This window comes from Halomonas stenophila, from assembly GCF_014192275.1.
In the GTDB taxonomy this organism is placed as follows: domain Bacteria; phylum Pseudomonadota; class Gammaproteobacteria; order Pseudomonadales; family Halomonadaceae; genus Halomonas; species Halomonas stenophila.
The window spans coordinates 1-26,893 of sequence record NZ_JACHXR010000009.1 but is presented as its reverse complement, the minus strand read 5'-3'; the positions used below and the strand labels follow the sequence as shown (position 1 = coordinate 26,893).

Here is a 26,893-nt window from a genome sequence, read left to right as displayed (position 1 = left end):
CCTTGTACCTTCCTGCCTTGTCCCATGCCGAATAAAGCGGCGCCCCCGCTGAACGCTGCCGTTGTGTCGGATACGCTATCACGCCGAACCGGTAGGCGCCGTGATCAAGGCGATTGAGGGTGGAGCGACGCCTACTCTGCTTGCGCCGATGCGGCCGGCGCCTCCGGCAGCTCCATCACCAGGCAGGCGCCGCCCAGGGTCGGCGCGGCCTCCACCCACAGCCTGCCCCCCAGGTGGGCGACGATGCCCCGACTGATGGGCAGGCCGAGCCCGCTGCCCCGCGGGCGGCCGCGCACGGCGCCGTCGTCCTCGTGCTGGATCTGGTGGAACTTCTCGAACACCCGCTCGCGTTCGGCCTCGGCGATGCCGGGGCCGTTGTCCTCCACGGCGAGGCGGTAGCCCCGCTTGTGGCGGGCCAGCTGCAGGCGTACCCGGGGCGCCTCGTCGGCGGCGAACTTGCCGGCATTGTCGAGCAGGTTGATGATCACCTGCTCGAGCCGGTCCGGGTCGCCGATCACCGGCGCGGCCTCGACCTCGATGGCCACCTCCAGGGCCACGCCGCGCTCCTCCAGGGGCCGCTGTATCGCCTCCAGGCTGTGGCGGGCCAGGGCGACGAGATCCAGGCGCTGCGGGTGCAGGGTCAGCCGGCCGCTCTCGAGGCGGGCCAGGTCGAGAATCTCCTCGATCAGCCGTGACAGCCGCTGGCTCTCGCGTACCACCACGTCGAGGAAATGCGCGCGCTTGTCGTCGGGCAGCTCGCGGTTGTCGCGCAGGATCTCGGCGAAGGCGCGGATCGAGGTCAGCGGCGTTCTCAGTTCGTGGCTGACCATGGCTACGAACTCGTCCTTGAGCCGGTCCAGCTCGCGCAGGCGCTCGTTGGCGTCGCGCAGCTCGCGGCCGATGTGCTCGAGCTCCCGGGACTTCTGCTCGAGCCGGCGATTCATCTCCAGGGTCTCGGAGGTGGTGTCGAGGATGCTGAGGATGGCCTCGAGGTCGAGGGCCTCGCCACGCACCACCGAGTCGATCAGCACCCGGGCCGAGGCGTTGCCCAGGGCGCCGGCCAGCGCCTGCTCCGCCCGGGCGATCAGGGCGGCGGGCGCCGGCTGATCGTCGTCCTCGGCGGCGCTGTCGGCAAACACCCGGGCCGTGGCGACGCTGCCCAGGTAGCGGTCGAGCAGGGCACGCAGCTCCCCGCGGGGGGTCTGGCCCTGCCACAGCGAGGCCTGGTCGAGGCGCGGATGCAGGGCCTCGGTGAACAGCGCGGCCTGGGTCTGCTCGAGGGGCGATTGCCGGGCGAACAGCGAGACGCCCACCAGCAGGCCGACGTTGGCGGTGAGGCTCCACAGCAGCGAATGGGTGTAGATGTCCCAGCCCTCGAGGCCGAACAGGGCATAGGGCCGTAGCCAGCCGAGCCCGAACGGGCCCTGGGACAGGAAGCCGTCATCGAGCCATCCCGACTGGGCGAACCCCGGGATCAGCAGGGTCCAGGCCCAGACCAGGAAGCCCGCGCTCATGCCGAGCCCCGCGCCCAGCCGGTTGGCGCCTCGCCAGTACATGCCGATCAGCAGCGCCGGGGCGAACTGGGCGGCCGCGGCGAAGGACACCAGGCCGATGGTGACCAGGCTGTAGGCGTCGCCGATCAGCGCGTGGTAACTGTAGCCCAGCAGCAGGATGCCGAAGATCGCCACCCGGCGGATGCCCAGCACCCAGCCGGCGAGCGCCCCCCGGCTGCTCTGCGGCAGGCGCTTCGAGCGCAGCAGCAGCGGCATCACCAGCTGGTTGCTGACCATGGTGGACAGGGCGATCGTCTCGACGATCATCATGCCGGTGGCCGCCGAGAGGCCGCCGATGAACACCAGCACCGGCAGGCCCTCGCCGCCCGCGGCCAGGGGCAGGGTCAGCACGAAGCTGTCCGGGTCGCTGCCGGCGTCACCCAGCAGCCCGGCCAGGGCGATGGGGATCACGAAGAGGTTGATCACCAGCAAGTAGAGCGGGAAGAGCCAGGCGGCGCGCTGGATATGGCGCTCGTCGACGTTCTCCACCACCAGCACCTGGAACTGCCGGGGCAGGGTCAGGAAGGCGAGGAAGGCGAGCAGCAGCATGCCGACCCAGCCGAGCGAGCCCCCGGGCACCGCCGCCAGGCTCAGGGCCTGCTCGAGGGCCGGCGTGGCGGCCACCCGGGCGAACAGGTCGGCGGGGCCCTGGTAGAGCACGAAGACGGTGAAGACGCCCACCGACAGGAAGGCCGCCAGCTTGACCAGCGACTCGAAGGCGATGGCGGCGACCATGCCCTCGTGGCGCTCGCTGGCATCCAGGTGGCGGGTGCCGAAGAGGATGATGAACACCGCCAGGACCAGCGCGACCCAGAACGACTTGTCGGCCAGGAAGCTTGCCTCGTCGAGGCGCCGGGCGGTTTCCTGAGGGTAGTCGACCAGGGTGGCGTAGCTCAGGGTGATGGCCTTGAGCTGCAGCGCGATGTAGGGGGTGATGCCGATCAGCGCGATCAGCGCCACCAGGGCGCCCAGCCCGGCGCTCTTGCCGTAGCGGGCGCTGATGAAGTCGGCAATGGAGGTGATGCGCTGGGCGTTGGCGATCCTCACCATCTTGCGGATCACGAAGGGGGCCAGGAGCATGGCCAGCGTCGGGCCGAGGTAGATCAGCAGGAAGCTGGGGCCGGTCTGGGCGGCGCGGCCAACGCTGCCGTAGAAGGTCCAGGCGGTGCAGTAGACGGCGATCGACAGCGCATAGACGGTGGGCGAGCCGATCAGCGAGCGGCCCTGCTCGGCGCGCCGGTCGCCCCAGGCGGCGATGACGAAGAGCAGCGCCAGGTAGCCGAAGGCGATCGTCAATACCGTCAGTTCGTCTCTCATGGGCCCGTCACTCCCCGCGCCCGCCTTCCATCAGCCAGGCCATCAGGCCGATCACCAGCGCCCAGGCGACGAACAGGTAGGCCGGCAGCCAGGACGGGCTGCCGCCGGCGCGATCGGCCACCAGCAGCAGCGGCGGGGTGAACAGGGCCGTGGCCAGCACGACCAGGGCGAGGAGGCGTTCCTTGCGGCGCGGTGAGATCATGAGGCGCTGGCATCCTCCCGGTCGAAGGCGCTGGCCTGCAGGGCCAGCAGCGCCTCCAGGGTCTCGATGCCCCGCGCCTCGAGCCGCGGCAGCAGGGCCAGCCACAGCTCGGCGGTGACCCGGGCATCGCCCAGGGCGGTGTGACGGCTGCCCGGCGGGAAGCGCAGGTCGTAGCGCTCGGCCAGGGAGTCGAGGTCGTGGCCGTCGAGGCCGGCGTCCAGCGCCCGGGAGATCAGCAGGGTGTCGAGCACCGGCATGTCGAAGGTCACCCCGCCATCGGGCGGCTGGATGGCCAGCAGGTCGAAGGCCGCGTTGTGGGCGAGGAGGATCGCCTCGCCGATATAGTCGCGGAAGCGCGGCAGGGCCACGGCGGGGGGCGGCGCGCCGGCCACGTCCTCGTCGCTGAGGCCGTGGATGGCGGTGCTGGCCGGGGGAATGGGCCGGCCCGGGTCGACGCGGATATCGAAGGTCTCGCTGGCTAGCAGCCGGGCGTTGACGATGCGGCAGGCCCCGAGGCTGATCACCCGGTCACCGCGGCGCAGTTCCAGCCCGGTGGTCTCGGTATCGAAGGCGACGATCTCCAGGGCGCGCAGGGGGCAGGCGGCGAGCTCGGCATCCGGCGCCGGCAGCTCGGCGATGCCGAAGTCGTGGAACTCGGGGCGTGGCGGCATGCGCGGCCGGGGCGCCCCGACCCGCTCCAGGGCCGGCAGGGGCAGGCGCAGCCGGGCATGCTCGCCGTCCGGGTCCGCCAGGCTCCAGGCATCGCTGTCGTGCTGACGGAGCACCTCGCCGACCGTCGGCGTCATCGGCAGGCTCTCCAGTCGCCACCGGTGCCAGGCGTCGAGGCGCTGCTCGGGAAGGGGCGAGCCGCGCCAGCGCAGGTCCAGGTAGACCCGGCGGTTGCCCAGGCACACCTCGCCGTCGAAGGCCGTCTGGCCGGTGTGCTCGGCGAGGCGGTCCAGCAGGGTGGTCAGCACCACCAGCAGGGCCGGGGCATCGCCCTTCAGCCAGGCCGGCATGCCCACCGGCGTGATGCGTGGCGCCGTGTCGGGGAGGCGTTCGGCGAGGGCGGCCCAGAGATCGTTGGACCACAGCGGGAGCAGTCGCTCGCCATGGCGCTGCATGTCGTCGACCACCTCGCCCAAGCGGGCGAGGCGGTCGGCCAGGGCCCGGCCCTCCTCGTCGATCACCGCCTCGAGGCGCCGGCGCAGGGCATCGGAGTCGGCGTCGGCGGCCGGTCGCGGCAGCTGGCCCAGGGCATCGGCGGCGGTGCTGAGGCTGGCGCCGTGGCGACGCAACACGGGCAGCAGCTCGGCGAGCTCCGCCCGGGCGCCCAGTTCGCTGGACCAGGCCGCGGTCGTGTCGGCCAGGGTCAGCAGCGTCTCGCCCTCGCTGCCGGGGACCCGGCGCAGGCCCGCGCGCAGCCAGCGCTCGCCGCTGGGCACCAGCACCTCCCGGGGGCTGCCATCCTCGGGCAGCTGGCCCAGGGCATCGTGCAGGCTGGCCACCGGCAGCAGCGCCTCCAGGCGCTTGCCCAGCCCCAGCCCCGGGTGATCCTCGAACAGGCGCTCGGCGGCCTGGTTGTAGAGCAGCAGCCGGCGGTGCCGGTCGCACAGCAGCAGGGGCGTGTCGAGGACCTGCAGCAGGGCCTCGAGCTCCTGGCGGATGCGGGCGGCGCTGCGGGCCCCATCGGCGTGGGCGGTGGCGAGGCGGCCGCGATCGCTGCGCCAGGCCTCGCGGATGCGCACCAGGTCGGGGCCCAGGCCGCGCAGCCAGCCTTCGGGCGGGTAGTCGTCCCGGGCATCGGGGTTGGCCACCAGGCGGGCCAGCTGCACCTGCAGGTGGCGCAGCGGGGCGAACAGCTGGCGCTCCAGCAGCAGGCCGACCAGGAAGATGGTGCCGCCGCCGGAGAAGCAGCCCAGCCACAGCACCCAGCGGGCCAGGCCCCGGGGCTGGAAGAGGCCGTCGAGCCAGAGGGCGAAGATCGCTCCGCCCAGCAGGCTGATGCCGCTGAGCAGCAGCCACAGCCCGACCAGGGTCTGGCGGCGGGGGAGGCCGGGGTTGCGCCGCGCCATCAGCGGGCCTCGTCGAGCAGCGCCCTGACCTTCTCGACCAGGGCCTGGGTCGAGAACGGCTTGGTGATGTAGTCATCGGCGCCCAGGGCCAGCCCCTTCTCGCGTTCCACCTCGCGGCCGTGGGCGGTCAGCATGATGATCGGCAGCCGGGCCAGGGCCGGGTCGGCGCGCAGGCGTTCGAGCACATCGAAGCCGCTGATGCCCGGCAGGCTGATGTCCAGCAGCAGCAGGTCCGGGGGCTCGGCGGCGACGCAGTCCAGCGCGGTCTGGCCGTCGCCGGCGGTGGTCACCTCGAAGCCGGCCTGCTGCATCAGGAACTCGAGTGACAGGACGATGTTGGGCTCGTCGTCCACCACCAGCACCTTGGCCATGGCGCTCTCCTCGTGAAGGCTCGTTATATGGTGTTGCGCTCAGGAAGCGCTGATTCATGTCGCGAGCGATGAGAGGCTGGCCGCTGCCGGAACGGAAACACCGGAGTTTACATGGCGGTAAATGAGGATGTTGAGTACCGCCGGCGGCCAGGATATCGAGCGCAGCAATAAATCAGCGTTTCCGTAAGTCTAGTGACCGACCCCGGGCCGGCAAAGACGACCTTGGCCCAAGCCGCTAGACTGGCGGTTCCATCGTCAAGGAGGTCGAACATGATCCGCGTGCATCACCTGGAGAATTCCCGCTCCCAGCGCGTGCTCTGGCTGCTGGAGGAACTGGGCGCCGACTATGAGCTGGTCACCTATCGGCGCGACCCCGAGACCCTGCTGGCGCCGGAGGCGCTCAAGGCCGTGCATCCCCTGGGCAAGTCGCCGGTGATCACCGACGAGGGCCGCGACGGTCGCGCGGTCGCCGAGTCCGGGGCCATCCTCGAATACCTGCTGGAGCGCCTCGACCCGCAGGGCTCGCTGTCGCCGGCGCCCGGTACGGATGAGCGGGAGCGCTATCGTTTCTGGCTGCACCATGCCGAGGGGGCGGCGATGCCGCCCCTGGTGATGCGCCTGGTCTTCTCGCGCCTGTCGAAGCCGCCGGTCCCGGCCCTGGTGCGCCCCCTGGGGCGACAGTTCGCCAAGGGCGTGGAGCGAAGCTTCCTGGCGCCCCAACTGCGCGACCTGAAGGCGCTGTGGGAGGCCGAGCTGGGGCGGTCGGCCTGGTTCGCCGGCGAGGCCTTCTCGGCGGCCGATATCCAGATGAGCTTCCCGGTGCTGGCCCTGGAGGGGCGCGGCGGGCTCGACGCGGCGCCCAACCTGCGAGACTTCCTGGCCCGCTGCCGCGCGCGGCCGGCCTATCGGCGGGCCATCGAACGCGGCGGAGAATTCTCCCTGGTCGGCGGCGACTAGCGGGCCAGCCGCGCCTTCAGCCGCCGGGCGGCGCGCCCTAGCCATTCATGCAGGGCGTGGCTGCTCTGGTGCAGGTGATAGGAACTGGGCCACCAGGCGGCGAGCCCCTCGGGCGGCGCACTGGCGAACTCGGTGGGGGCGGCGACGACCTCCAGCCCGGCCCGCTCGAAGGCCGCCTTCGCGCGGGGCAGGTGCCAGGCCTGGGAGACCAGGGCGACGCGCCGGATGCCCTCCTCGCCGAGCATCTCGGCGCTGTAGCGGGCGTTCTCCGCGGTGGTGCGGCTGCGGCCCTCGTACCAGCGGACCGGCACCTCGAAGACCTCCTTCAGGGCCGCGGCCATCAGGCTCGCCTCGGCGCTGGCCTCGTCGTGGTGGCGGCCGCCGCTGACCAGGATCGGCAGCTCCGTCTGGCGATACAGGTAGGCGCCGTAGGCGAGCCGTCGCCAGCTGGCATTGGAGGGGGCATCGCCCCAGCCGAACTCCGGCGCGTCATAGTCGCGTCCGCCGCCGAGGATCACGATGGCCTCGGCGCCTTGCAGCTTCTCGGACGCCTGGAGCGCCGGTGGCTCGAGGTCCTGGCGCAGGGTATGGCTGGCCATCGGGGTGGCCAGCACCAGCAGGCCGCCGAGGCCCAGCACCACCGCCAGGCCGCCGAGCAGGTGGTGCCGGCGCCACAGCAGGCCGCCGACCAGGGTCAGCAGGGCATTGAGCGTGGGCGGAAGCAGCAGCGTCTCCAGCAGGGCCATGCCATCACCTCGGATGCGGGGGGGGCTTACTGCATCCTCGTCCAGCCGGCGCTAGATGTCGACCTTGTCCGGGTACTCGCAGAGATCCTCGATCACACAGCTGCCGCAGCGAGGCCGGCGCGCCAGGCAGGTGTAGCGACCGTGGAGGATCAGCCAATGGTGGGCGTCCTGGCGAAACTCCCGGGGCACGTGGCGCATCAGCTTTCGCTCCACCTCGACCACGTCCTTGCCCTTGGCCAGGCCGGTGCGGTTCGAGACCCGGAAGATATGGGTGTCCACGGCGATGGTCGGCTCGCCGAAGGCGGTGTTGAGGATGACGTTGGCGGTCTTGCGGCCGACCCCGGGCAGCGCCTCCAGGGCCGCGCGGGTGCGCGGGACCTCGCCGCCGTGCTGCTCCACCAGGATGCGGCAGGTCTTCATCAGGTTCTCGGCCTTGGTGTTGTACAGGCCGATGGTCTTGATGTGCTCCTTGAGGCCGTCCAGGCCGAGTTCGAGGATGGCGGCCGGGGTGTTGGCCACCGGAAACAGCCGGGCGGTGGCCTTGTTCACCCCCACGTCGGTGGCCTGGGCCGAGAGCAGCACGGCGGCGAGCAGTTCGAAGGGGGTCGACCAGTGGAGCTCGGTGGTCGGCTCGGGATTGTGGTCGCGGAGCCGGGCGAAGATCTCGTAACGTTTCTGGGCATTCATGGTGGTGAGACGGTTCCTTCAGCGAATAGTGCCGGTCACCCGGACGCGGCGGTGCTCCCGGGGGCGGTCGGGCTGCCGGGCCAGGCGGCGCCGTTCCAGCCGGTCGTCGATGACGTTCTTCAGGGCGATCAGCAGGCCGGTGGCGAAGAAGGCTCCCGGCGGCAGCACCAGGAACAGGAAGTCGAGGTCGGGGAAGACGGTGATGCCCCAGCCGGCGGCCGCCGGGCCCAGCAGCAGGTCCATGCCGGCGAACAGGGTGCCCTGGCCGAACAGCTCGCGCAGCCCTCCCAGCAGGATCAGCACGGCGCCGAAGCCGAGCCCGGTCATCAGGCCGTCGGTGGCCGAGGGCAGCAGCGGCTGCTTGGAGGCGAAGGCCTCGGCGCGGCCGAGGATCGCGCAGTTGGTGACGATCAGCGGGATGAAGATGCCGAGGATGCGGTAGAGCTCGAAGGTGTAGGCGGCCATCAGCAGCTCCGCGCAGGTCACGAAGGCGGCGATGATCATCACGAAGGCCGGCAGGCGCAGCGTGCCGGTCACCTGGTGGCGGATCAGCGACACCGCGACATTGGAGCCGAGCAGCACCAGCAGGGTGGCCAGGGCCAGGCCCAGGGCGTTGACCACGCTGCTGGAGACCGCCAGCAGCGGGCACAGGCCGAGCAGCTGCACCAGCGCCGGGTTGTTCGACCACAGGCCGTGGCGGCTGACCTCACCGAGGCTGGGCGTCGTCATGGCGTCTCTCCCGGGTCAGGGGTGGCGAACAGGGCGGGCTGGGCCTCGGCCCACTGCAGGGTGCGATGCACGGCGGCGACCACGGCCCGCGAAGTGATGGTGGCCCCGGTCAGGGCGTCCACGCCGCCGCCGTCCTGGCCTACCGCCCAGCCCCCTTCGGGCGGGTTCGCCAGCGAGTGGCCGGTGAACTGCTCGATCCAGTCGCCCTTGCGGGCCTCGATGCGATCGCCGAGGCCCGGCGTCTCACGGTGCTCGGTGACCCGCACCCCGGTGATGGTGCCCGAGGCGTCGAGGCCCACCACCAGCGTGATATCGCCGCTGTAGCCCCGGGGAGACGTCACCGGTACCACCACACCGAGGACCCGCTCGCCGGCCCGGGCCTGCCACAGGCTGACGGGGGCCTCGAAGCCGAAGGCCGGCGCGGCGGGACGGGTGAGCACGTGGTCGAGCAGCCGGCCGTCGTGCCCGGCCGGGGCCACCGTGGCGACTTCCCGGTGGCGGCTCGCCTGGCGATTGTCGGCGATGCGCTCCTCGGTCAGGCCGCGGGTCAGCGCGACGCTGCCGGCGGTGATCAGGGCGAAGGTCGCGAGTCCCAGGGCGGCCCGGCCCATGGCGCGGGGCAGCGCGGCGCTCATCGTTCCTCCTCGCCGGCGTCGGCGCGGATGCCCCGGGGGGCGGCGGGGTGGCCATAGACCCGGGGCTCGCTGTAGTAGTCGATGAAGGGCGCGGCGAAGTTCATCAGCAGCACGGCGAAGGCCACGGCATCCGGGTAGGCGCCGGCGGCGCGGATGACCATCGCCAGCGCGCCGATGCCGGCCCCGTAGAGCAGCTTGCCGCGCCGGCTGGTGGCGGCGCTGACCGGGTCGGTGGCGATGAAGAAGGCGCCGAAGATGGCGGCCCCGCCGAGCAGGTGGAAGAGCGGCGAGCCCTGGTGGCTGGGATCGCCGGCGTAGAGCAGCGTGGCCATCAGGGTCAGGGTGCCGAGCATGGCGACGGGGATCTGCCAGCCGATCACCCGCTTGTAGAGCAGCAGGGCGCCCCCGGCGAGCCAGGCCAGGGCCACCTGGCGCCAGGCGGCCAGGGCCCCCTCGGGGAGCGGCGAGCCGGCCCAGAACTCGCCGGCCATCAGCGCCTCGGGCTTGTGCTTGAAGGCATCCAGCGGGGTCGCCCCGCTCAGCGCATCGAGGGTCTCGAGGGAGGTCAGGCCGGCGAACTGGCGCAGCGTCTCGCCCAGGCTGCGGGCCTCGGGGCCGACCAGGCCGTCGGGGGCGGGCCACAGGCTCATCGGCCCGGGGAAGGACACCAGCAGCAGCGCATAGCCGACCATGGCCGGGTTGAACAGGTTGTGGCCCAGGCCGCCATAGAGCTGCTTGGCGACCACGATGGCGGCCACCATGCCGATCAGGATCAGCCACCAGGCGCTGCCCGGGGGCAGCGCGACGCCGAGCAGCACGGCGGTGACCAGGGCGCTGTTGTCGCCGAGGGTCGCGGCGACCGGGCGGCCGCGCAGGCGCAGCATCGCCGCCTCCAGGCCGATGCCGGCCACGGCGGCGAAGCCCAGGTTGGTGAGCACCCCCCAGCCGAAGTGCCAGGTCATCGCGGCGATGCCGGGCAGGGTGGCGAGCAGCAGCCAGCCCATCACCCCGGCGGTGGAGGCCGGGCGACGCGGGGCCGTCTGGTCGGCGTGCATCAGGCTCATGCGGGCTTCTCCTCGGCATCACGGGCGGCCTGCAGGCGGGCCTCGGCGGCCTGGCGGTTCTCGCGGGCGGTGGCCAACTGGGTCTCCAGGTCATCGAGGGTCGCTGGATCCGCCTCGCCGCTCTCGGCGGCGCGGGCCAGGGCCTTCTCGGCCTTGCGCTCCGCCGCCGTGGCGGCGCTGTGGGCGATGCGCAGTCCGCGCAGGTCGGCGGCCGGCGCCGTGCTCGGGGCCTCGCCGCCGGCGGGCCGCCGGGCGGCCGGGGCGGCGGCGCGCTTGCGGGCGGCCCGGCGGGCCTCCTTCTCCGCCTGTTCACGGGCCAGGCGGGCCTCGCGGAACTCGAAGCGATGCCGGGCGTGATCGGCTCGGGCGGCCTCGCGGCGCCGGGCGCGGATGGCGTCCTTGCCGGCGCGGAAGTATTGCACCAGGGGGATATGGCTGGGGCACACGTAGCTGCAGGCCCCGCACTCGATGCAGTCGAACAGGTGGAAGCGCTCGGCCTTGTCGTGCTCGCGGCCCCTGGCGAACCAGTAGAGCTGCTGGGGCAGCAGGCTGGCCGGACAGACCTCCTCGCAGGCGCCGCAGCGGATGCACGGCTGCTCCGGCGGTGGGTCGGGCAGTTCCTCTCTGGTGGCGGCGATCAGGCAGTTGGTGGCCTTGACCACCGGCGAGGCGAGCTCGCCCAGGGCCTCGCCCATCATGGGGCCGCCCATCACCAGGCGATGCAGGGCCCGGGGGTCGAGCCCGGCGAAGTGCAGCAGCTCGCCGATGGGCGTGCCGAGCCGGGCGACGACGTTGCCGGGCCGGGCCAGGGCCTCGCCGGTGAGGGTCACCACCCGCTCGACCAGCGGCACGCCGTCGCGCACGGCGGCCAGCGCCGCGCGCAGGGTGCCGGGGTTGTGGCAGTGGGTGCCGACATCCGCCGGCAGGCCGCCGCTCGGCACCTCGCGGCCGAGCAGGCGCTTGATCAGCTGGCGCTCGCCGCCGCTCGGATAGCGGGTGGCGATGGAGCGGATCTCCACCGGCACGGCCTCCGCCAGGCTGGCCTCGCGGGCGGCCTCCAGGGCCTGGAGCGCCTCGGGCTTGTCGTCCTCGATGCCCACCAGGATGCGCTCGGCGCCGGCCAGGCGGGCCATCAGGCGGGCGCCCTCCAGCACATCGGCGGCGAAGTGGCGCAGGGTCAGGTCGTCCGCGGAGATATAGGGTTCGCACTCCGCCGCATTGACCACCAGGGTGTCGATGGCATGCAGCTCGCGGATGCGCGCCTTGACCTGGGTCGGGAAGGCGGCGCCGCCGAGGCCCACCACGCCGGCGGCGTCGAGGCGCTCGAGCAGCGTCGCCTCCGGCGCCTGGCGCCAGTCCAGGGGCGGCAGGGTCAGCCAGTCGTCCTCGCCCTCGCCCTCGATGACGATGCACGGGCCCCGCCGGCCGTCGGCGACGGGCAGGACATGCTCCTCGATGGCCACGACCCGGCCGGTGATGCTGGCATGCAGCGCGGCGGAGATCAGGCCGCTCGCCTGGGCGATGCGCTCGCCGGTGCGCACGCGCTGGCCGAGCTCGACGCAGGGCTCGGCGGGGGCGCCGGCATGCTGGTCCAGCGGCAGGATGACCCGGTGAGGCAGGGGGGCCGTGCGCAGCGGCGCGCGGGTGGAAGTGGCCTTGCGGGTCGGCGGCATGATGCCGCCCGGGAAGTCGAGTCGCTCAGCCATGCCGGGCCTCCTCGGGCGGCGATGGGCGGTCGCTGGCGATCAGCGCCGCCCCCCAGGCCGGCGTGGGCAGCACGGGACGATGGCCGGGGCCGGCGGGCAGGGGCGGCGCGGCGTCGTGTCCCGCGTCCCGGGGCAGCATGTCGATGCAGTCGACCGGGCAGGGCTCCAGGCACAGGTCGCAGCCGGTGCACTCGTCGGCGATCACCGTGTGCATGTGCCTGGCCGCGCCCAGGATGGCATCCACCGGGCAGGCCTGGATGCACTTGGTGCAGCCGATGCACTCCTCCTCGCGGATGAAGGCCACCCGGGGGGTGGTCTCGGCCTCGCCGTCCAGGGGCTTGACCTCGCGGCCCAGCAGGTCGGCCAGGGCGGCGATGGTGGCCTCGCCCCCGGGCGGGCACTTGTTGATCTCCTCGCCCTCGCCGATGGCCTCGGCATAGGGGCGGCAGCCCGGGTAGCCGCACTGGCCGCACTGGGTCTGGGGCAGCAGGGCGTCGATGTTCTCCACCACCGGGTTGCCCTCGACGCGGAAGCGCTCGCCGGCGAAGCCGAGCAGGGCGCCGAAGCCCCCGGCCAGGCCCACCAGGGCCAGCACGGCGACGACCAGGTCGGCATCGAGCAGGGTCTCAAGCATCGCCGCCTCCCCTCATAGCCGCACCAGCCCGGAGAAGCCCATGAAGGCCAGCGACATCAGGCTGGCGGTGACCATGGCGATGGCCGCGCCGCGGAAGGGGGCCGGCACGTCGGCGGTGGCCAGGCGTTCGCGCATGGCGGCGAACAGCACCAGCACCAGCGAGAAGCCCACGGCGGCGCCGAAGCCGTAGAGGGCGGCCTCGAGAAAATCGGAGCCACGGTTGAGGGTCAGCAGGGCCACGCCGAGCACGGCGCAGTTGGTGGTGATCAGCGGCAGGAAGATGCCCAGCACCTGGTGCAGCAGGGGACTGGTCTTGCGCACCACCAGCTCGGTGAACTGCACCACCACGGCGATCACCAGGATGAAGGCGATGGTGCGCAGGTACTCGAGGCCCAAGGGCGCCAGCAGCAGGTGATAGACCAGGTGGCTGGCCACCGAGGACAGCGTCAGCACGAAGGTGGTGGCCAGCGACATGCCCATGGCCGACTCCAGCTTGCTGGAGACGCCCATGAAGGGGCAGAGGCCGAGGAACTGCACCAGCACGAAGTTGTTGACCAGTGCGGTGCCGACCAGGATCAGGAAGAAATCGGTCATTGCCTGCCAAGCGAGTCGAAACGGGGCATCCCGGCGCAAGCGTCGGGGCGGTGAGGCGCCCATTATAGGGGCTGGCCCTGCCGGCGGGCCAGGTCAGCTCGCCTTGAGCCCGCTGGCGCCCCGCCCGCCTGGCGGCGTGATGAACACAAGGGGTGGCATTACACCCGGTTCAGGGCCGTCTCGACCTGGACCCGGTTGCGCCCCGTTCGCTTGGCGGCATACAGGGCGGCGTCGGCACTCTCGATCAGCGACTCGGCGGCGCGTGCCTGTCCGGCCTCGACATGGCTGACGCCGACACTGATGGTGACCCGCGGATAGGGATGGTGGGGGATGGCGAGTCGTTCGATGGCGGCGCGCAGGCTCTCCGCCATGCGCGGCCCGGCCTCCGGCGGTGCCCCGGGCAGCACCACCGTGAACTCCTCGCCGCCGGTGCGGGCCACCAGCTGCCCCGGTCGGCTGAAGTGCTGGCGCATGGTCTCGGCGACCTTCCTCAGGCAGGCATCACCGGCGGGGTGGCCGAAGTGGTCGTTGTAGGCCTTGAAGTGATCGATATCGACCAGCATCAGGGTCACGCCATGCTCGCCCTGCGCCGCCCGCGCCAGGACCTCGCCCAGGTGCTCGTCGAGGAGCCGGCGGTTGGCGAGGCCGGTCAGGGCGTCATGCTGGGACAGCTCGAGCAGCAGGTCGTGCTGGTGACGCTGGCATTGTCGGAGATGCTGGAAGGCGCGGGCCAGGATGCCGATCTCGTCCCGGCGCCCGATCAGGGACTCGGGCGTCTGCTGGTCATGGGCATGCCGCCCGAGCTGCTGGGTGAAGCGGGCGAAGTCCCGCAAGGGACGCAGGATCATGCGCTCCAGCAACAGCAGCACCACGATCAGGGTCACGGCGAGGACACCCGCGGTCCAGACCAGCGCGAAGCGGAAGGTCTCCAGGCTCGCCTGGTAGCGTTGGCGCGGCAGGGTGGCTTCGAGGCGCAGTGCCTGCCCGGCCGGCAGGGCGGCGAGGTCACGGGTGACCCGCATGCGGGTCGGGGAGAGCCGTTCCAGGCGATCGTCGGCCATGGCGCCCTCGACCGTCTGGCCGCGTAGCGTCAGCTCGATGCCGGTGGTCTCGCGGAGCTGGGCGACCAGGGCCTCCGACAGCGGCATCACCATCGCCAGCCAGCCGTTGGCGGGGGCGTCCTCCTGGCTCTTCAGGATGGGCGTCAGGGCGATCAGCGCCGGGGCGTCGCCGGCCCACAGCCAGCTGTGGGTTCCCTCGTCGAGTCCCTGCCCGATGCGCGAACCGAGCTGGTCGGTGAGTTCGCGGCTGCCCTCGCAGGCCTCGGGGTGGCCGGCGCAGGACCAGAAGGCGCCTTGCCGGTCGAAGCCGGCGGTCCAATAGGGCGCACCGTCGGGAGCGAAGAAGGCCATGAGCTGCACGCCGAGGGTCTCGAGGGCGCCGGCATAGAGATTGCTGTCGACGTATTCGGGCCGCGTACCGCCGACGAAGGCGTAGGTGTCATCCCACCAGGCCCAGTCCTCGACCAGGCTCTGCAGGTGATTGCGCTCGTTGCCCAGGGCACGCTCGATGCGGTCGAGCTCGCCGCTGGCATAGCGGCTCTCGTCCTCCAGCAGGATGGGGGCGATCTGGTAGCGGGCGATCAACGCCAATATCAGGGCGGCGACGCCCACCACCAGGGCCAGGGCGGCCAGGAAGCGATTGCGCAGCGAGGAAAATCGGGGGGGCATCGAAGCCATGGCGGGCGCCTGTCCTTGTCGCGAGACCTGTGCGCCAGGGTGAAGGCCCGCCGGCCCCGGGACAAGTCGGGCCTGCCAACGCGCGGGCCGGGGGCATGAGGCCCCCGGCTGCGGGGCGGCGGGTTCAGCTCACGCGCTGGCCCGGCTGGGCGCCGGAGTGGGGCTCCAGCAGGTAGATGCCCTCGTCGTCGCCGGCCGCCAGCACCATGCCCTCGGAGACGCCGAAGCGCATCTTGCGCGGCGCCAGGTTGGCGACCATCACGGTGAGGCGGCCCTCCAGGGCCTCGGGGGCGTAGGCCTTGCGGATGCCGGCGAAGACGTTGCGGGTCTCGCCGCCCAGGTCGAGGGTCAGCCGGAGCAGCTTGTCGGCGCCCTCGACGTACTCCGCCTTGGCGATGCGGGCGATGCGCAGGTCGACCCTGGCGAAGTCCTCGAAGCCGATCTCCGGGGCGATCGGCGTGTCGGCCAGCGGGCCCTTGGGGGTGTCCTTGAGTTTCTGTTCTTCCACCAGGTCCTCCTTCGATGCCTCGATCATGGCATCGATGCGATCAGTCTCGACGCGGGTCATCAGCGGCTTGAACTTGGCGACCTCGTGATCCACCAGGAGTTCCTGGCGGCTGTCCCAGTCGAGGCTCTCGAGCTGCATGAAACGCCGGGCGCCCTCGGCCATGGCCGGCACCACCGGGGCCAGGTAGACCATCAGCTGGCGGAACAGGTTGATGCCCACCGAGCAGATGTCGAGCACCTCCTGGTCGCGGCCGCCCTGCTTGGCCAGCACCCAGGGTTCGGCCTCGGCGATGTAGGTGTTGGCCTCGTCGGCCAGCTCCATGACCTTGCGCATGGCGCGGCCGAACTCGCGCGCCTCGTAGTGCTCGGCGATCTCGTCGCCGGCGGCGATGAAGTGGGCGACCAACTGGGGTGCGGCGCAGTGGCCGGACAGGCGGCCGCCGCCGAGCTTCTTGACGAAGCCGGCGCAGCGGCTGGCGATGTTGACCACCTTGCCGACCAGGTCCGAGTTGACGCGCTGGGCGAAGTCCTCGAGGTTGAGGTCGAGGTCGTCGACCCCGGCGGTCAGCTTGGCGGCGAAGTAGTAGCGCAGGTACTCGGGGTTGAGATGATCGGCATAGGTGGCGGCCTTGATGAAGGTGCCACGCGACTTGGACATCTTGGCGCCGTTGACGGTGACGAAGCCGTGGCAGTTCACCGCCGTGGGGGTGCGCAGCCCGGCGCCGTGCAGCATGGCCGGCCAGAACAGGGCGTGGAAGTAGACGATGTCCTTGCCGATGAAGTGATAGACCTCGGCGTCGGAGCCCTCGCGCCAGTAGGCGTCGAAGTCGATGCCCTCACGGTCGCAGAGGTTCTGGAAGCTGGCCAGGTAGCCGATCGGCGCGTCCAGCCAGACGTAGAAGTACTTGCCCGGGGCATCGGGGATCTCGAAGCCGAAGTAGGGGGCGTCGCGGGAGATGTCCCACTCGTTGAAGCCGGACTCGAACCACTCCATCAGCTTGTTGCGGATCTGCGGCTGGACATGGTCGTCGTTGATCCAGCCCTGCAGGAAGCGGGCGAAGTCCGGCAGCTTGAAGAAGTAGTGGGTGGAGCTCCTGACCTCGGGCGTGGCGCCGGAGATCGCCGAGACGGGGTCGATCAGCTCCGCCGGGGTGTAGGTGGCGCCACAGGCCTCGCAGTTGTCGCCGTACTGGTCGTCGCTGTGGCACTTCGGGCAGGTGCCCTTGATGAAGCGGTCGGCCAGGAACAGGCCCTTCACCGGGTCGAACATCTGCTCGATGTCGCGGGTGGCGATGTGGCCCCTGTCGCGCAGCCGGGTATAGATCAGCTCGCTGAAGTGGCGGTTTTCCTCGGAGTGGGTCGAGTGATAGTTGTCGAAGGCCACCCCGAAGCGTGCGAAGTCCTCCTGGTGCTCCCGGGAGACCCGGTCGATCAGTGCCTCGGAGGTGATGCCCTCCTGCTCGGCGCGCAGCATGATGGCGGTGCCGTGGGCGTCGTCGGCGCAGACGTAGTGGCAGTCCTGGCCGCGACTCTTCTGGAAGCGCACCCAGATGTCGGTCTGGATGTATTCCAGCAGGTGGCCCAGGTGGATGGCGCCGTTGGCATAGGGCAGGGCGCTGGTGACCAGGATCTTGCGCGGGGCGGTATTCGACATGGTGGCTCAGAGGTTCCCGTAAACGTGGATCACGGCGGCCGACTCGACGCCTGGGCGAAGTCGAGGCCGCCATGGGAAGTCCGTGAAATCAGGCCCCGATTGTAGCATCTTCGCCCTCGACTGCACCCGCCCGCGCGGGAGACTTGTCGAACAGTGTGCGATTACGGTAGAGTCCTGATCCGTCGGGGGCGCGTCGATGGGATTGACGTCGGCGCCCGGCTCTCTCACGCTTCGCGAGTCACCTTCGTCGGACCCATGTTCTCATCGGAGGTAATCCCCATGGCATTTCGCCGTTTCCTGCCCATCCTCGGCCTCGCCACCCTGATGACCGGTTGCGCCGGTGGCGCCATCGCCCCGAACTACACCAGCGAGAACCCGGACATCATGCGCATCGGCAACGAGCGCCCGGCCGACCCCCAGGTCACCACCGAGAGCCTCGGCTCCTACTGCGTCAAGGTCACCGAGACCTGGCGCGAAGAGGGCAAGACCCCGGACGGCCAGAAGCTCTGGGCCCTCAACACCCAGCGCAACGTGGTGCCCTGCAACTGAGGATCGGCCCCGATCCCTCACGCCACACCCGGCCCGGTGCAGCTCCTGCACCGGGCTTTTTTTCGAGCGCTCCGCCGATCGCCGTGAAAGGCCGTTGGACGTAGCTCTCATGGCTACACTGCACCCCGTGAGGTCGACACGACCCGCGGCGCCACCACACAGCCCTTCGCAGGAGTTCGGCCCTGCCGGCGGGTCGACGCTTCGACGAACGCCGCGCAGCGGCACAGGCCCGGCCAACCAGGGCGCACGACGACGTGGCCATGTCCTGACCCTCCCGGCCCCGTTGCATCCAGCGCCTCCTCCCCGAGATTTTCTCAAGCGACGCCTATCCTTGCCGAAGTTCTCTTTATAGTCTTGATTAGTGCAGGACGGCCATCGCCCGGTGCCCTGACGACTGGCTGCTCACTGCCTGGCGGATGTTGCCTCTGTCGCAACATCCGGCGGTAGCGTGGCCGATGTCCGGCAGGGGGCTGACAGGGGGCCCAACTGGCAATTGTGTTCCCGACTTCCTGGAAGGGTCGGTGATGGGTAACCAATCAGTCGGACAGGGGCGCTGCCTGACTGTCATCTACAGTATCTACAACTTATTCAGGGTGGTTAATAGGTCATAAGGCACTGAAGAGAGTCCGCTTTATGCTCTTGGATCGAGCCCTGCCTCACAACAAACATCTATAGCCTGAATAAGCCCAGCGGAGAAAGCATGAGTACAATAGATAAGATACCGGCATTCTGGCGGCGTCGATCGCTGAGGTTCTGGCTGGCGACAGGCATGCTGATGAGCCTTGCTCCGATTTTTACTTTCGCGTTGACGGGTTACTTTCTCTATCATGGGACGATCATCCAACCTCTGGTCGAGGTCGCCTCGAAACAGCGCCATATTCTGCAACCGGTGCAGAGTATCCAGATGTCTCTTTGGGATGTATCGGAATCAGTGGTCGATTTCGCGATTGATGGCGAGGATCGGCATAAGATCGCATACCAGCAGCAGGTCCATCAGATTGACGATAATCTTGAAAAGCTTAGCGTCGCAATGGAGGATCAGGAGTTCGATATATCCAATATCAATGAGGCTCAAGACGAATGGCGTGAGCTGGTGACTCTTTCAAACACAATCCTGTCGGGCGAATCCATTCGCGTCAATGCCATCGTTGGCGAGGATATCGAAGAATTTGAATTGCTTATTAATCGCCTAGCCCATCAACTTGGAACAGTGCATGACATCGTACGCATCAGGAACGAGAAAACGCACCAGCAGGCATTGGCCAGCCTGACTCTCTCGGAGTACTTGGCGGGGGCTGGGTTGGTTATCTCGATCATTTGTTCGCTCCTGGGCGTCGTTGTGATCAACCGTTCACTTGTTAGCAGCATGGATCAGTTGGCCTCCGGCTCCATGCGGTTCTCTGACGGGGACCGCGAACATCAGGTCGAGGTTCACATCCCCCGTGAACTGGCCAATGTGGCCGATGCCTTCAACCAGATGATGAAGCAAATTCGTGAACAGGAAGACACTCTGGAGCGCATGGCGATCACCGATGGCCTGACCGGTTTGTACAATCGACGAGAGTTTGATCGCCTGCTGGGCGAGGAAGTTCGGCGAGCGGAGCGATACGGCAAATCCGTCAGCTTGATAATCGGTGACATCGATCATTTCAAGACCTTCAATGACAGCTATGGCCACCAGGCGGGGGACGAAGCGATACGTTCTGTCGGCCAGACACTATCGGAAAACCTGCGCGAAGCGGACAAGGCCTGTCGGTTTGGTGGTGAAGAATTTGTAATAATACTGCCGGAATGTGACGCGGAAGCCGCGCGCCAGGTGGCCGAACGGGTGAGGAACGCTGTTGAGGCGAGAATCTTCCATATTGACGGAGAGCGGACGGCGCAGGTGACCATTAGTCTGGGGGTTGCCACCTCGGCCGGCAATAGCGACACGCCCGAAACCTTGCTGAAAAGGGCCGACTTGGCGTTGTATAAAGCGAAAGAACATGGCCGAAATCGGGTGAAAACAGGCCGCCTCATTCATCAAGACGAACGAACATCTTGAGTGTCGTTGCAGATTAAGCGGACACCTCGATCCGTGCTATGCAGCAGGCGCGGTGATCGGTGTTAAACTGCTGAGCTATGCTTGATTTCTTTTCTTGATTTCAAAGGGTTGGGCTGCTAAGGGCATGCGGTATAAACCGAATGAACGTGTTGCGCGTTCCTGTCAATAAAAAAGTGGGAAGTGTCTAATCATTGGCATGTCGCAAGAGAGGTTGGCCATGGACGAAGAGGAATCCCTGAATAGAGCCATTCACGAAGAGGTTGCGCTCTTCCCGTACAACGCGAATTGGCCTTCGATGTATGAAGCAGAAAGAGGCCGCCTCCTTCGCTTGTTTCCTGATGACTTTTTGGCGATCGAACACTTCGGTAGCACAGCAGTACCTGGCCTTTCGGCAAAGCCGATTATCGATATCCTGGCAGGAGTAGATTCGATATCACGTGCTGATGAACTAATGGAGCCGTTGTGCCATGCAAAATATACAACATCAATGGAGTTCAATGCCTCATTAGTAGGACGGCGCTGGCTTATGCAATGGGCCGAAGGGCGTCGGACACATCACCTTCACCTTGTGGTGTACGGTGGCCAGGAATGGAAGCGACGCTTGGCGTTTCGGGACATACATCGTGCTAATACTGAATTGGCAGAACAGTATGAGCAGAATAAGGGGTTGTGGGCGGCGGAGTTTAAGTCAGATAGAGGGGGCTATACTGCGGCCAAGTCAGATTTTGTGCGGGAGGCGCTGAAGAGAGCAACAACATAGACAAGCCAATCACGGCGACAGCTTCTCCATTGTGGCTTCTCCTACACTTAAAAGCTGTCCGTTTTGACTGCGTCACATCAGGCCTGTCTGAAAGGGCGCTTCTGGCCGGATGCCGAACTTTAACCTATGCTAATGGAAGTGTTCCAGCTGCTAACGACCCAAAGCCGACATGCCAGGAAAGGCGGCGAGCATGCTCATTGGGGATATATAGCATGCACGCTGATTTGTGTTATGTTGCGAGCTATACTTAATACCTTGGGTTTTCAATAGGATGAGATCTGGTCAAGCGCGCAGCATAACATTGTTGAACGCGCATGCTCGTTCAAGTGAAATATCGAGCACGCGGCCTAATACCTGTTAGAAGGTCAAAAAGCATGGAAGATTTTAATATTCCTAAAGATGCTGAAGAAGAACTGCTGGGGCTTGCGCACTATAATCGCATGCATTTTTATACGCATTTCTGGAATATATCCAAGGAGCATCAAAATCTTCATGAAAAATACCTGGCTGAGGATAAAGAGCTGTTCGAACCTGACTCAGAATGGCAGGATGAAGAATATTACGAGCTCGGGAACAAGTCTCAGGAGTCGGGCTATATTGCTATCGTTTTTGCAGTTATGTTTATTGAAGGATCTGTCTATAATTTTGGTGCTATCTACCTCGGTGATAGCTACATACGAAATAACCTAGATAGATTGAGTTTATTATCGAAAATATCTGTCATCATGCGGATGGTTACAGGTAAAGATATAGACTCAGATGGTCAGGCCTATGAGCATCTCAAAAAATTGCTACGGTACAGAAACGCGCTGGTGCACGCAAAATCTAGCCCTATCCCTACAGCACAGGAGCTGATGATCAGCCAGGAGAAATCGTCAAAAGAATATTATGAGGCTATTGAGTCAGCAAAAAAAGCAATAGAGTACTTAAATGACGAGAGTAAAAAATTAAACGATGACTTATATTTTCCAGGTATATTCGGTCACCTCTAACAAGCGGCTCCACTCAGACGTCCAAACCTGCGCGGTTTTTGTGGCTTCGCGACACTACATTTTAACACAAAAACCACTCCGGTTTGGCCGCTGGTGAGCCGGGCGTTAAGATAAAAGGAAGCTTAAGATGATATCTATAGAATTTTTACTCACTTCTCTAGTGGTAGTCCTAATTCCGGGAACAGGGGTTTTGTATACCGTCGCAACAGGGCTCTTCGTAGGTAAACGTGGCAGTTTATTTGCGGCATTCGGTTGTACCCTTGGTATAATTCCTGCTCTCTTAGCCAGCGCTTTTGGTCTTGCCGCTATCTTTCATACCAGTGCGCTTGATTTTCAGGTTGTAAAATATGTTGGTGCTGCATATTTGCTTTACCTTGCATGGCAAATGTGGCGGTCTTCTGGACCACTCTCAGTAAATGGCGAGAAAACAGGCACGAAATACACCAGCATTATTTTAAAAGGCTTTTTAATCAATATCTTAAACCCTAAGCTTTCTATATTCTTTTTGGCTTTCCTGCCACAGTTCATCCCTAGCACAGTCGATAGTGTTCTAATTAGCATGCTGGCGCTCGGACTTGTCTTCATGTTCATGACCTTTGCTGTATTTATTGTGTACGGCTTTCTTTCAGGAAGTTTCAGCGAATTTATTGTAAAGTCGAAAAAATCCAGTATTGCCATACAGAAAATTTTCGCTACAAGTTTTGCTGCTCTCGGACTTAAGTTGGCTTTTAGTGAGCGGGTATAACAAGTCGCTGTAATACGCGGTCTGCGGCCGCCGGACGCCCTTTTCATTGCGGCTTCGCCTCCATTACAAGGGCGCCGCTAAGCTCAGCGTTATATCAGCATGATGTGAACGTCCGCATATGGCCGGATGCCGAACTTTAGGCTACTCTTATGAAGCTGGTTCGGCAACTGACAACCCAAAGCTGAAATCCCGGCAAAATCAGCATGCACGTTCAAGTCGATATGCGACGCGCAGTCTAATCACTGTTAACGGGATTGATCTCCATGGAATTACGAGCCGCTGAACCATCAGATCTTTTAACAGTTCTTAGCTGGGTCTCCAGCAGAGATGAGTGCCTTATGTGGGGTGGTCCAAAGATTCGATATCCGGCGACTCCTGAAACTGCATGGTCTGATATGGAAGCATCCAAAGAAAATACGTACGTCCTTGTGGATGCTACACTTGCAGGTATTGGGTTTGGCCAGGTTCTACCTCGGTGTGGCAAGATTCTTCATTTGGCACGGTTGATTGTTGATCCAGGGTTGCGAGGACAAGGGATAGGTCGAGATCTTTGCATTGCACTCATGAACATTGGCGCGGCGAGGCATCATGCGGACTGGTTCACGCTCAATGTGTACGAATCAAATGAGGCAGCTGTGAAGCTTTATAGATCGTTAGAATTTGAGGTGAAGGAACAGGACGATTCAGGAGCTGTAGCCATGATTCAACCACTAATAAACGCTTCAACGCTGACTGACTTTTCCGCTAACGTTCCAAAGCCAGCCGGTTAAGCTTATTGTTATACATGAGAAGGAACTCTGATGAGCCTGAAAAATCACTTTGAATTGCTAGCCGCCTACAATCAGCAGATGAACTCGAAGGTTTATGAGGCTGCGGGACATCTCTCTGCAACAGACTTGGCGAAAGACCGTGGGGCCTTTTTTGGCTCCATCCTGAGAACTCTGAATCACATTCTCGTTGGTGACACCATTTGGCTCAAACGGTTTGCTACCCATCCGTCCTGCCTGAACTCTTTGCGGGAGGTCGCTGATATTCAAAATCCGACGAGTCTGGATCAGATGCTCTTTGGCGATCTTGGTAGCTTATCTGAGCAGCGGATCTGGCTTGATCGCCAGATTATCAACTGGATAGCCGAGCTATCCGAAGTTGATCTGGATTTCGTTCTCAGCTACCACAGCACTAAAGGAGTTTCTGCCAATAAACGATATTCGAGCTTGGTTCTTCATTTCTTTAATCATCAGACTCACCATCGAGGGCAAGTTTCTACATTACTATCCCAGGCGGGAGTGGATGTCGGGGTTACTGACCTATTGGCTCAGATTCCGGAGGAAACTCATGTATAACCAAGCCAGTCATGGCGACGTTTACTACATTGCTGCTTCACCTTTATTTTGTAGTCGCGCCTGCTGAGCGGCGTTATACCACTGTTGCAAGGAGGTGCAAATGATAGAAAACGTAGATTTCGAGGAGCTCCGTGGAGCATCTATCGCTGAAAAGCGGAGAGCAATAGATCTCGCATGTAGGCGTTACAAGTGGTGGAGAGATCGTACCTATATCAACAAAAGCTTTAGTGTTTTTGGCGCCGCAGTGCTCGCGTCTTGCACGCTATTGTATCTTCTCGATAATACGCTTTGGCTCGTGCCTGTTGTACTGCTCATGTCAGTGGTTGGGAATCATCTGCTACTTGGTAGTCAGGCCGAACGAATTCGTCCTTTGCTGCCCAAGGCTTTAGAAGATGTTAGGCAGCATCACCACATGTAATTGTATAATATTGCCATCAAAACGACGGTCATACCTCGTGCGTTTTATGACAAGCGTTACATCAGCACTACCTGAATGGCCGCTTCTGGCCGGATGTGGAACTTCAGCCTGTGCTGATGGGATGGCTAAGGCAGTTGACGACCCGAAGCGGCTGCTCCGGAAAATGCAGGCGTGCGATTTTTGTATATATAGCCTAATATTAGTTGATAGTTTTAAGGATAAAAGGCTTGCGAGAGCCTTGGCAGGCTGTATTTTCTGGACAAACGTGCCGGCACGTTCATCCAATCATAGAACATGCCGTCTAATACCTGTTGGACGGTGAAGTGAGGTGACGCATGGGGCTCTCAGTTCCGTTGCAGGCAGATAATAAGTCCGTCTCGCCGAAATATCGGGTAGCGGACTGGCGCAATGCTATGCGGTCCGACGACTGGGCTACGATGGTCGCCATCTTTAAAGATCGGCTACATGGAAGATTCTTGGAGCCGATCGAACTCGTAGAGGCAGATAGAACGATCGGGGAATTCGCAGGTTTCTCAATAATGGCACTTGATTGCCTGCTGATTGAGACTTTAAATCAGTTCTATCAAGGCCTTGATGAGACACCAAGGGATAACCAAGGCCAATTTTGGAAGTTTTTCCGTGGTAGCGAGCACTTCAAGCCGAACTTCAACAAAAAATGTTCAAACATCTTTTATAGCCATGTGCATTGCGGTTTGCTGCACCAAGCCCAAACGAAGAAAGGTACATTGATTAGGGCTGACCAGGATCGGATGATAGGCCCAGCTCCTGGGGGATTGACCAAAGGGATAATCGTTGACCGCGTCCGTTTTCATGAGGCGTTAAAGCAGGAAGTATCAACGTACAGCCGACGGTTGGAAGCGGGGGACGAAGACGGCGCGGACTTGCGGAAGAACTTCATCAAGAAAATGCAGCTTATCTGCGGAAGACCGACGTGATGGCGTCCAACCAGGCGCTCCATCCGACCGCTAACCCGCTGCGCGGTTTAGCGTCGGCTGAGCGCTGACGTTAGGTCGCACACTCGCTCCACGACCGACATCAATCTCCAAAGGAAATAGCGCCATGGCCAAGTACCTGATCTCCTTTCCCAGCGCTGCGATGGTCGTGCCCGAAGGCGAGTGGGAGGCGGTGGGTCGCGACGCGCACGCCGTGATCGACGAGGCGAAAGCCGCCGGCGTCTACGTTTTCGGCGGCGGCATCGACGAAGGCGTGCCGCCCGTTCTCGTCGCAGCAGACGGAGCAGTCGCCGCGGGCGGCTACCCATGGGCGCCCCCGCTTGACGGCGGCTTCACTGTGCTCGAACTACCCTCACGCGAGGAGGCCATCGCGTGGGCCGCGCGCATCGCGGAGGCCTGTCGTTGTGACCAAGAGCTACGCGTCTTCGGGTTCGACCCGCAGTCCTGAGGGCGGCATAGAAATGACGCAGAAAGTGCGGCTAAGCGTTATATCAGCTTCTTCCGAAGGTCCGCTTCTGGCCGCATAGCGACGACCACAAGGTAGGCCGTCGCTGGTTTCCCCTATACCTCCGTCTGCTCGGCTATTTCTAATGCATCATCTACCTCAATGCCAAGATATCGGACAGTGCTCTCTAGCTTTGCATGACCCAATAGCAGCTGTACAGCCCTTAGGTTCTTTGTGCGACGGTAGATTAGGGATGCCTTTGTTCTTCTGAGCGTGTGCGTGCCATAGGATGATGGGTCCAGACCGATAGAAGTTACCCAGTCTTTTACAGTCCGCGCGTATTGTCGTCTAGATAGGTGATCTAGCCTACTCAGGCGGCTTGGAAATAAGTAGTCTTCGTTTCGGAGTTGTGCACGCCTAATCCATGTATCTAAGGTATCGCGAGTCTGTTCGGTTATCTCGAACTGTACTGGCCTATGTGTCTTCTTCTGCATTATGATGGCTCTTGATGATACATGATCACCATGAGCTACGTCCCGGCCACGCAATGTGACCAAGTCACAGGCTCGCAGTTTGCTATGATTGCCAACTCAAATAGCGCTAGATCACGTATCTTCTCCGCAAGCTGCAGCCTGACCCGAATGGCCCAGATGTCCTTGAGGCGAAGAGGTGTTTTTTGACCAACCAGCTTGCCTTTGTTCCAGGGCTCCCGAGCAGCGTTTGTTGAAGTCGTCATGATATGGACCTCCACTGTTGGATGTATAGGATGGTCCAGCGCATGCGCCGCGTGGGCTCTGTGTTGTATGAAAAGTCGGCATGTAGGCTCCGGTCTATGCAAGCCCTGGTGCGAAAGCTACTGTCGAAACTCGCTCCCGCAATGAAGCAGGCCCCGCCGGTGTCACCCGGCGGGGTCTGTTGCTTCCAAGGTGCTTGGGGCCGGCCTGATCAGGCCGAGCCGATCATCTTGCGCAGCACATAGTGCAGGATGCCGCCGTGGCGGTAGTACTCGAGCTCGTTGGCGGTATCGATGCGGCAGAGTGCCTCGAGCTTCTTCTCGCCCTTGGCGCTCTGGATGGTCACCTCGACGTCGCCGCCCGGGGTCAGCTCGCCGAGCCCGGTGATGGACACCCGCTCGTCGCCGGTCAGGCCCAGGGTCTCGCGGCTCTCGCCCTCGGGGAACTGCAGCGGCACCACGCCCATGCCGATCAGGTTGGAGCGGTGGATGCGCTCGAAGGACTCGGCGAGCACGGCGTGCACGCCGAGTAGCCGGGTGCCCTTGGCGGCCCAGTCCCGTGAGGAGCCGGTGCCGTACTCCTTGCCGGCGATCACCACCAGGGGCGTGCCTTCGTCCTTGTACGTCATGGCCGCATCGTAGATGGCCATCTGTTCGCCGGAGGGCACGTGGCGGGTCTCGCCGCCGACCACGCCATCGAGCATCTCGTTTCTGATGCGT

At 64.7% G+C, this 26,893-nt stretch carries 25 protein-coding genes and 1 pseudogene; 10 read left to right on the top strand and 16 right to left on the bottom strand.

All coding sequences use genetic code 11. From position 1 onward, the window contains the following. Positions 1-131 precede the first annotated feature (131 nt). From FHR97_RS14515 to FHR97_RS14500, 4 genes are read right to left on the bottom strand one after another with little or no spacing between them, the layout of a single operon-like run. Positions 132-2,870 carry an ATP-binding protein gene (locus tag FHR97_RS14515; protein WP_183384515.1) on the bottom strand — a complete coding sequence of 913 codons (2,739 nt, stop codon included), beginning with the start codon at positions 2,868-2,870 and terminating at the stop codon, positions 132-134. Positions 2,871-2,877: 7 nt separating this feature from the next. Further along, the gene (locus FHR97_RS14510; protein WP_183384514.1) at positions 2,878-3,072 is read right to left on the bottom strand and encodes a hypothetical protein; all 195 of its coding nucleotides are present in this window, start codon (positions 3,070-3,072) and stop codon (positions 2,878-2,880) included. Further along, positions 3,069-5,147 carry a 3'-5' exonuclease gene (locus tag FHR97_RS14505; protein WP_183384513.1) on the bottom strand — a complete coding sequence of 693 codons (2,079 nt, stop codon included), beginning with the start codon at positions 5,145-5,147 and terminating at the stop codon, positions 3,069-3,071. The genes FHR97_RS14510 and FHR97_RS14505 overlap by 4 nt, the downstream gene beginning before the upstream one ends. Further along, positions 5,147-5,518: a response regulator transcription factor gene (locus FHR97_RS14500; RefSeq protein ID WP_183384512.1), complete on the bottom strand. Its 372-nt coding sequence runs from the start codon at positions 5,516-5,518 to the stop codon at positions 5,147-5,149. The genes FHR97_RS14505 and FHR97_RS14500 overlap by 1 nt, the downstream gene beginning before the upstream one ends. 270 nt (positions 5,519-5,788) lie before the next feature. Between FHR97_RS14500 and FHR97_RS14495 the strand changes: the two genes are divergently transcribed. Beyond that, entirely contained in the window at positions 5,789-6,475 is a 687-nt protein-coding gene (locus FHR97_RS14495; RefSeq protein ID WP_183384511.1) for a glutathione S-transferase family protein, read from the top strand. Here FHR97_RS14495 and FHR97_RS14490 read toward each other — a convergent pair. The 10 genes from FHR97_RS14490 to metG form a co-directional block, all read right to left on the bottom strand. Then, positions 6,472-7,221, bottom strand: a complete 750-nt coding sequence (locus FHR97_RS14490) for a YdcF family protein (protein WP_183384510.1) — start codon at positions 7,219-7,221, stop codon at positions 6,472-6,474. The two genes, FHR97_RS14495 and FHR97_RS14490, sit on opposite strands and share 4 nt — an antisense overlap. Positions 7,222-7,272: 51 nt before the next feature. Beyond that, a complete protein-coding gene (nth, locus tag FHR97_RS14485; RefSeq protein ID WP_183384509.1) occupies positions 7,273-7,908 on the bottom strand; it encodes an endonuclease III in 636 nt (211 codons plus the stop codon). An 18-nt stretch (positions 7,909-7,926) separates the two neighbouring features. Beyond that, entirely contained in the window at positions 7,927-8,637 is a 711-nt protein-coding gene (locus FHR97_RS14480; RefSeq protein WP_183384508.1) for an electron transport complex subunit E, read from the bottom strand. Further along, positions 8,634-9,272, bottom strand: coding sequence for an RnfABCDGE type electron transport complex subunit G (locus FHR97_RS14475; protein WP_183384507.1), 639 nt, complete (start codon positions 9,270-9,272; stop codon positions 8,634-8,636). The genes FHR97_RS14480 and FHR97_RS14475 overlap by 4 nt, the downstream gene beginning before the upstream one ends. Continuing rightward, positions 9,269-10,336 (bottom strand): RnfABCDGE type electron transport complex subunit D, encoded by a 1,068-nt coding sequence (locus FHR97_RS14470; RefSeq protein ID WP_183384506.1) that lies wholly within the window; start codon positions 10,334-10,336, stop codon positions 9,269-9,271. The genes FHR97_RS14475 and FHR97_RS14470 overlap by 4 nt, the downstream gene beginning before the upstream one ends. Further along, positions 10,333-12,042: an electron transport complex subunit RsxC gene (gene rsxC, locus FHR97_RS14465; protein ID WP_183384505.1), complete on the bottom strand. Its 1,710-nt coding sequence runs from the start codon at positions 12,040-12,042 to the stop codon at positions 10,333-10,335. The genes FHR97_RS14470 and rsxC overlap by 4 nt, the downstream gene beginning before the upstream one ends. Then, positions 12,035-12,676 (bottom strand): electron transport complex subunit RsxB, encoded by a 642-nt coding sequence (gene rsxB / locus FHR97_RS14460; protein ID WP_183384504.1) that lies wholly within the window; start codon positions 12,674-12,676, stop codon positions 12,035-12,037. The genes rsxC and rsxB overlap by 8 nt, the downstream gene beginning before the upstream one ends. A gap of 12 nt (positions 12,677-12,688) precedes the next feature. Next, positions 12,689-13,270, bottom strand: a complete 582-nt coding sequence (rsxA, locus tag FHR97_RS14455; protein WP_183384503.1) for an electron transport complex subunit RsxA — start codon at positions 13,268-13,270, stop codon at positions 12,689-12,691. Positions 13,271-13,428: 158 nt separating this feature from the next. Beyond that, positions 13,429-15,009: a diguanylate cyclase domain-containing protein gene (locus tag FHR97_RS14450; protein WP_183384502.1), complete on the bottom strand. Its 1,581-nt coding sequence runs from the start codon at positions 15,007-15,009 to the stop codon at positions 13,429-13,431. Positions 15,010-15,133: 124 nt separating this feature from the next. Beyond that, positions 15,134-17,170, bottom strand: a complete 2,037-nt coding sequence (gene metG / locus FHR97_RS14445; RefSeq protein ID WP_183384501.1) for a methionine--tRNA ligase — start codon at positions 17,168-17,170, stop codon at positions 15,134-15,136. Between the two features lie 279 nt (positions 17,171-17,449). Here metG and FHR97_RS14440 point away from each other — a divergent pair, with 279 nt between their 5' ends. The 9 genes from FHR97_RS14440 (at position 17,450) to FHR97_RS14400 (ending at position 25,443) form a co-directional block, all read left to right on the top strand. After that, entirely contained in the window at positions 17,450-17,719 is a 270-nt protein-coding gene (locus FHR97_RS14440) for a hypothetical protein (RefSeq protein WP_183384500.1), read from the top strand. Positions 17,720-18,419: 700 nt separating this feature from the next. Further along, the gene (locus FHR97_RS14435) at positions 18,420-19,763 is read left to right on the top strand and encodes a GGDEF domain-containing protein (protein WP_183384499.1); all 1,344 of its coding nucleotides are present in this window, start codon (positions 18,420-18,422) and stop codon (positions 19,761-19,763) included. Positions 19,764-19,980: 217 nt separating this feature from the next. Beyond that, positions 19,981-20,523 (top strand): GrpB family protein, encoded by a 543-nt coding sequence (locus FHR97_RS14430; RefSeq protein ID WP_183384498.1) that lies wholly within the window; start codon positions 19,981-19,983, stop codon positions 20,521-20,523. Positions 20,524-20,897: 374 nt separating this feature from the next. Next, positions 20,898-21,515 (top strand): hypothetical protein, encoded by a 618-nt coding sequence (locus tag FHR97_RS14425; RefSeq protein WP_183384497.1) that lies wholly within the window; start codon positions 20,898-20,900, stop codon positions 21,513-21,515. A gap of 127 nt (positions 21,516-21,642) precedes the next feature. Further along, positions 21,643-22,260: a LysE family translocator gene (locus FHR97_RS14420; protein WP_183384496.1), complete on the top strand. Its 618-nt coding sequence runs from the start codon at positions 21,643-21,645 to the stop codon at positions 22,258-22,260. Between the two features lie 263 nt (positions 22,261-22,523). Then, positions 22,524-23,030, top strand: coding sequence for a GNAT family N-acetyltransferase (locus FHR97_RS14415; RefSeq protein ID WP_183384495.1), 507 nt, complete (start codon positions 22,524-22,526; stop codon positions 23,028-23,030). Positions 23,031-23,060: 30 nt separating this feature from the next. Further along, positions 23,061-23,603: a DinB family protein gene (locus FHR97_RS14410; RefSeq protein ID WP_183384494.1), complete on the top strand. Its 543-nt coding sequence runs from the start codon at positions 23,061-23,063 to the stop codon at positions 23,601-23,603. Positions 23,604-24,497: 894 nt separating this feature from the next. After that, the gene (locus tag FHR97_RS14405) at positions 24,498-24,977 is read left to right on the top strand and encodes a hypothetical protein (protein ID WP_183384493.1); all 480 of its coding nucleotides are present in this window, start codon (positions 24,498-24,500) and stop codon (positions 24,975-24,977) included. A 124-nt stretch (positions 24,978-25,101) separates the two neighbouring features. After that, a complete protein-coding gene (locus tag FHR97_RS14400; protein WP_183384492.1) occupies positions 25,102-25,443 on the top strand; it encodes a YciI family protein in 342 nt (113 codons plus the stop codon). Between the two features lie 113 nt (positions 25,444-25,556). On the opposite strand, the gene FHR97_RS14395 is transcribed toward FHR97_RS14400, so the two are convergent. Together FHR97_RS14395 and FHR97_RS14390 are read right to left on the bottom strand one after the other, a co-directional pair. After that, positions 25,557-25,988 carry a tyrosine-type recombinase/integrase gene (locus tag FHR97_RS14395; RefSeq protein ID WP_246404056.1) on the bottom strand — a complete coding sequence of 144 codons (432 nt, stop codon included), beginning with the start codon at positions 25,986-25,988 and terminating at the stop codon, positions 25,557-25,559. 397 nt (positions 25,989-26,385) lie between these two features. Beyond that, a pseudogene (locus FHR97_RS14390) lies at positions 26,386-26,893 on the bottom strand (aconitate hydratase); the annotation flags it as partial.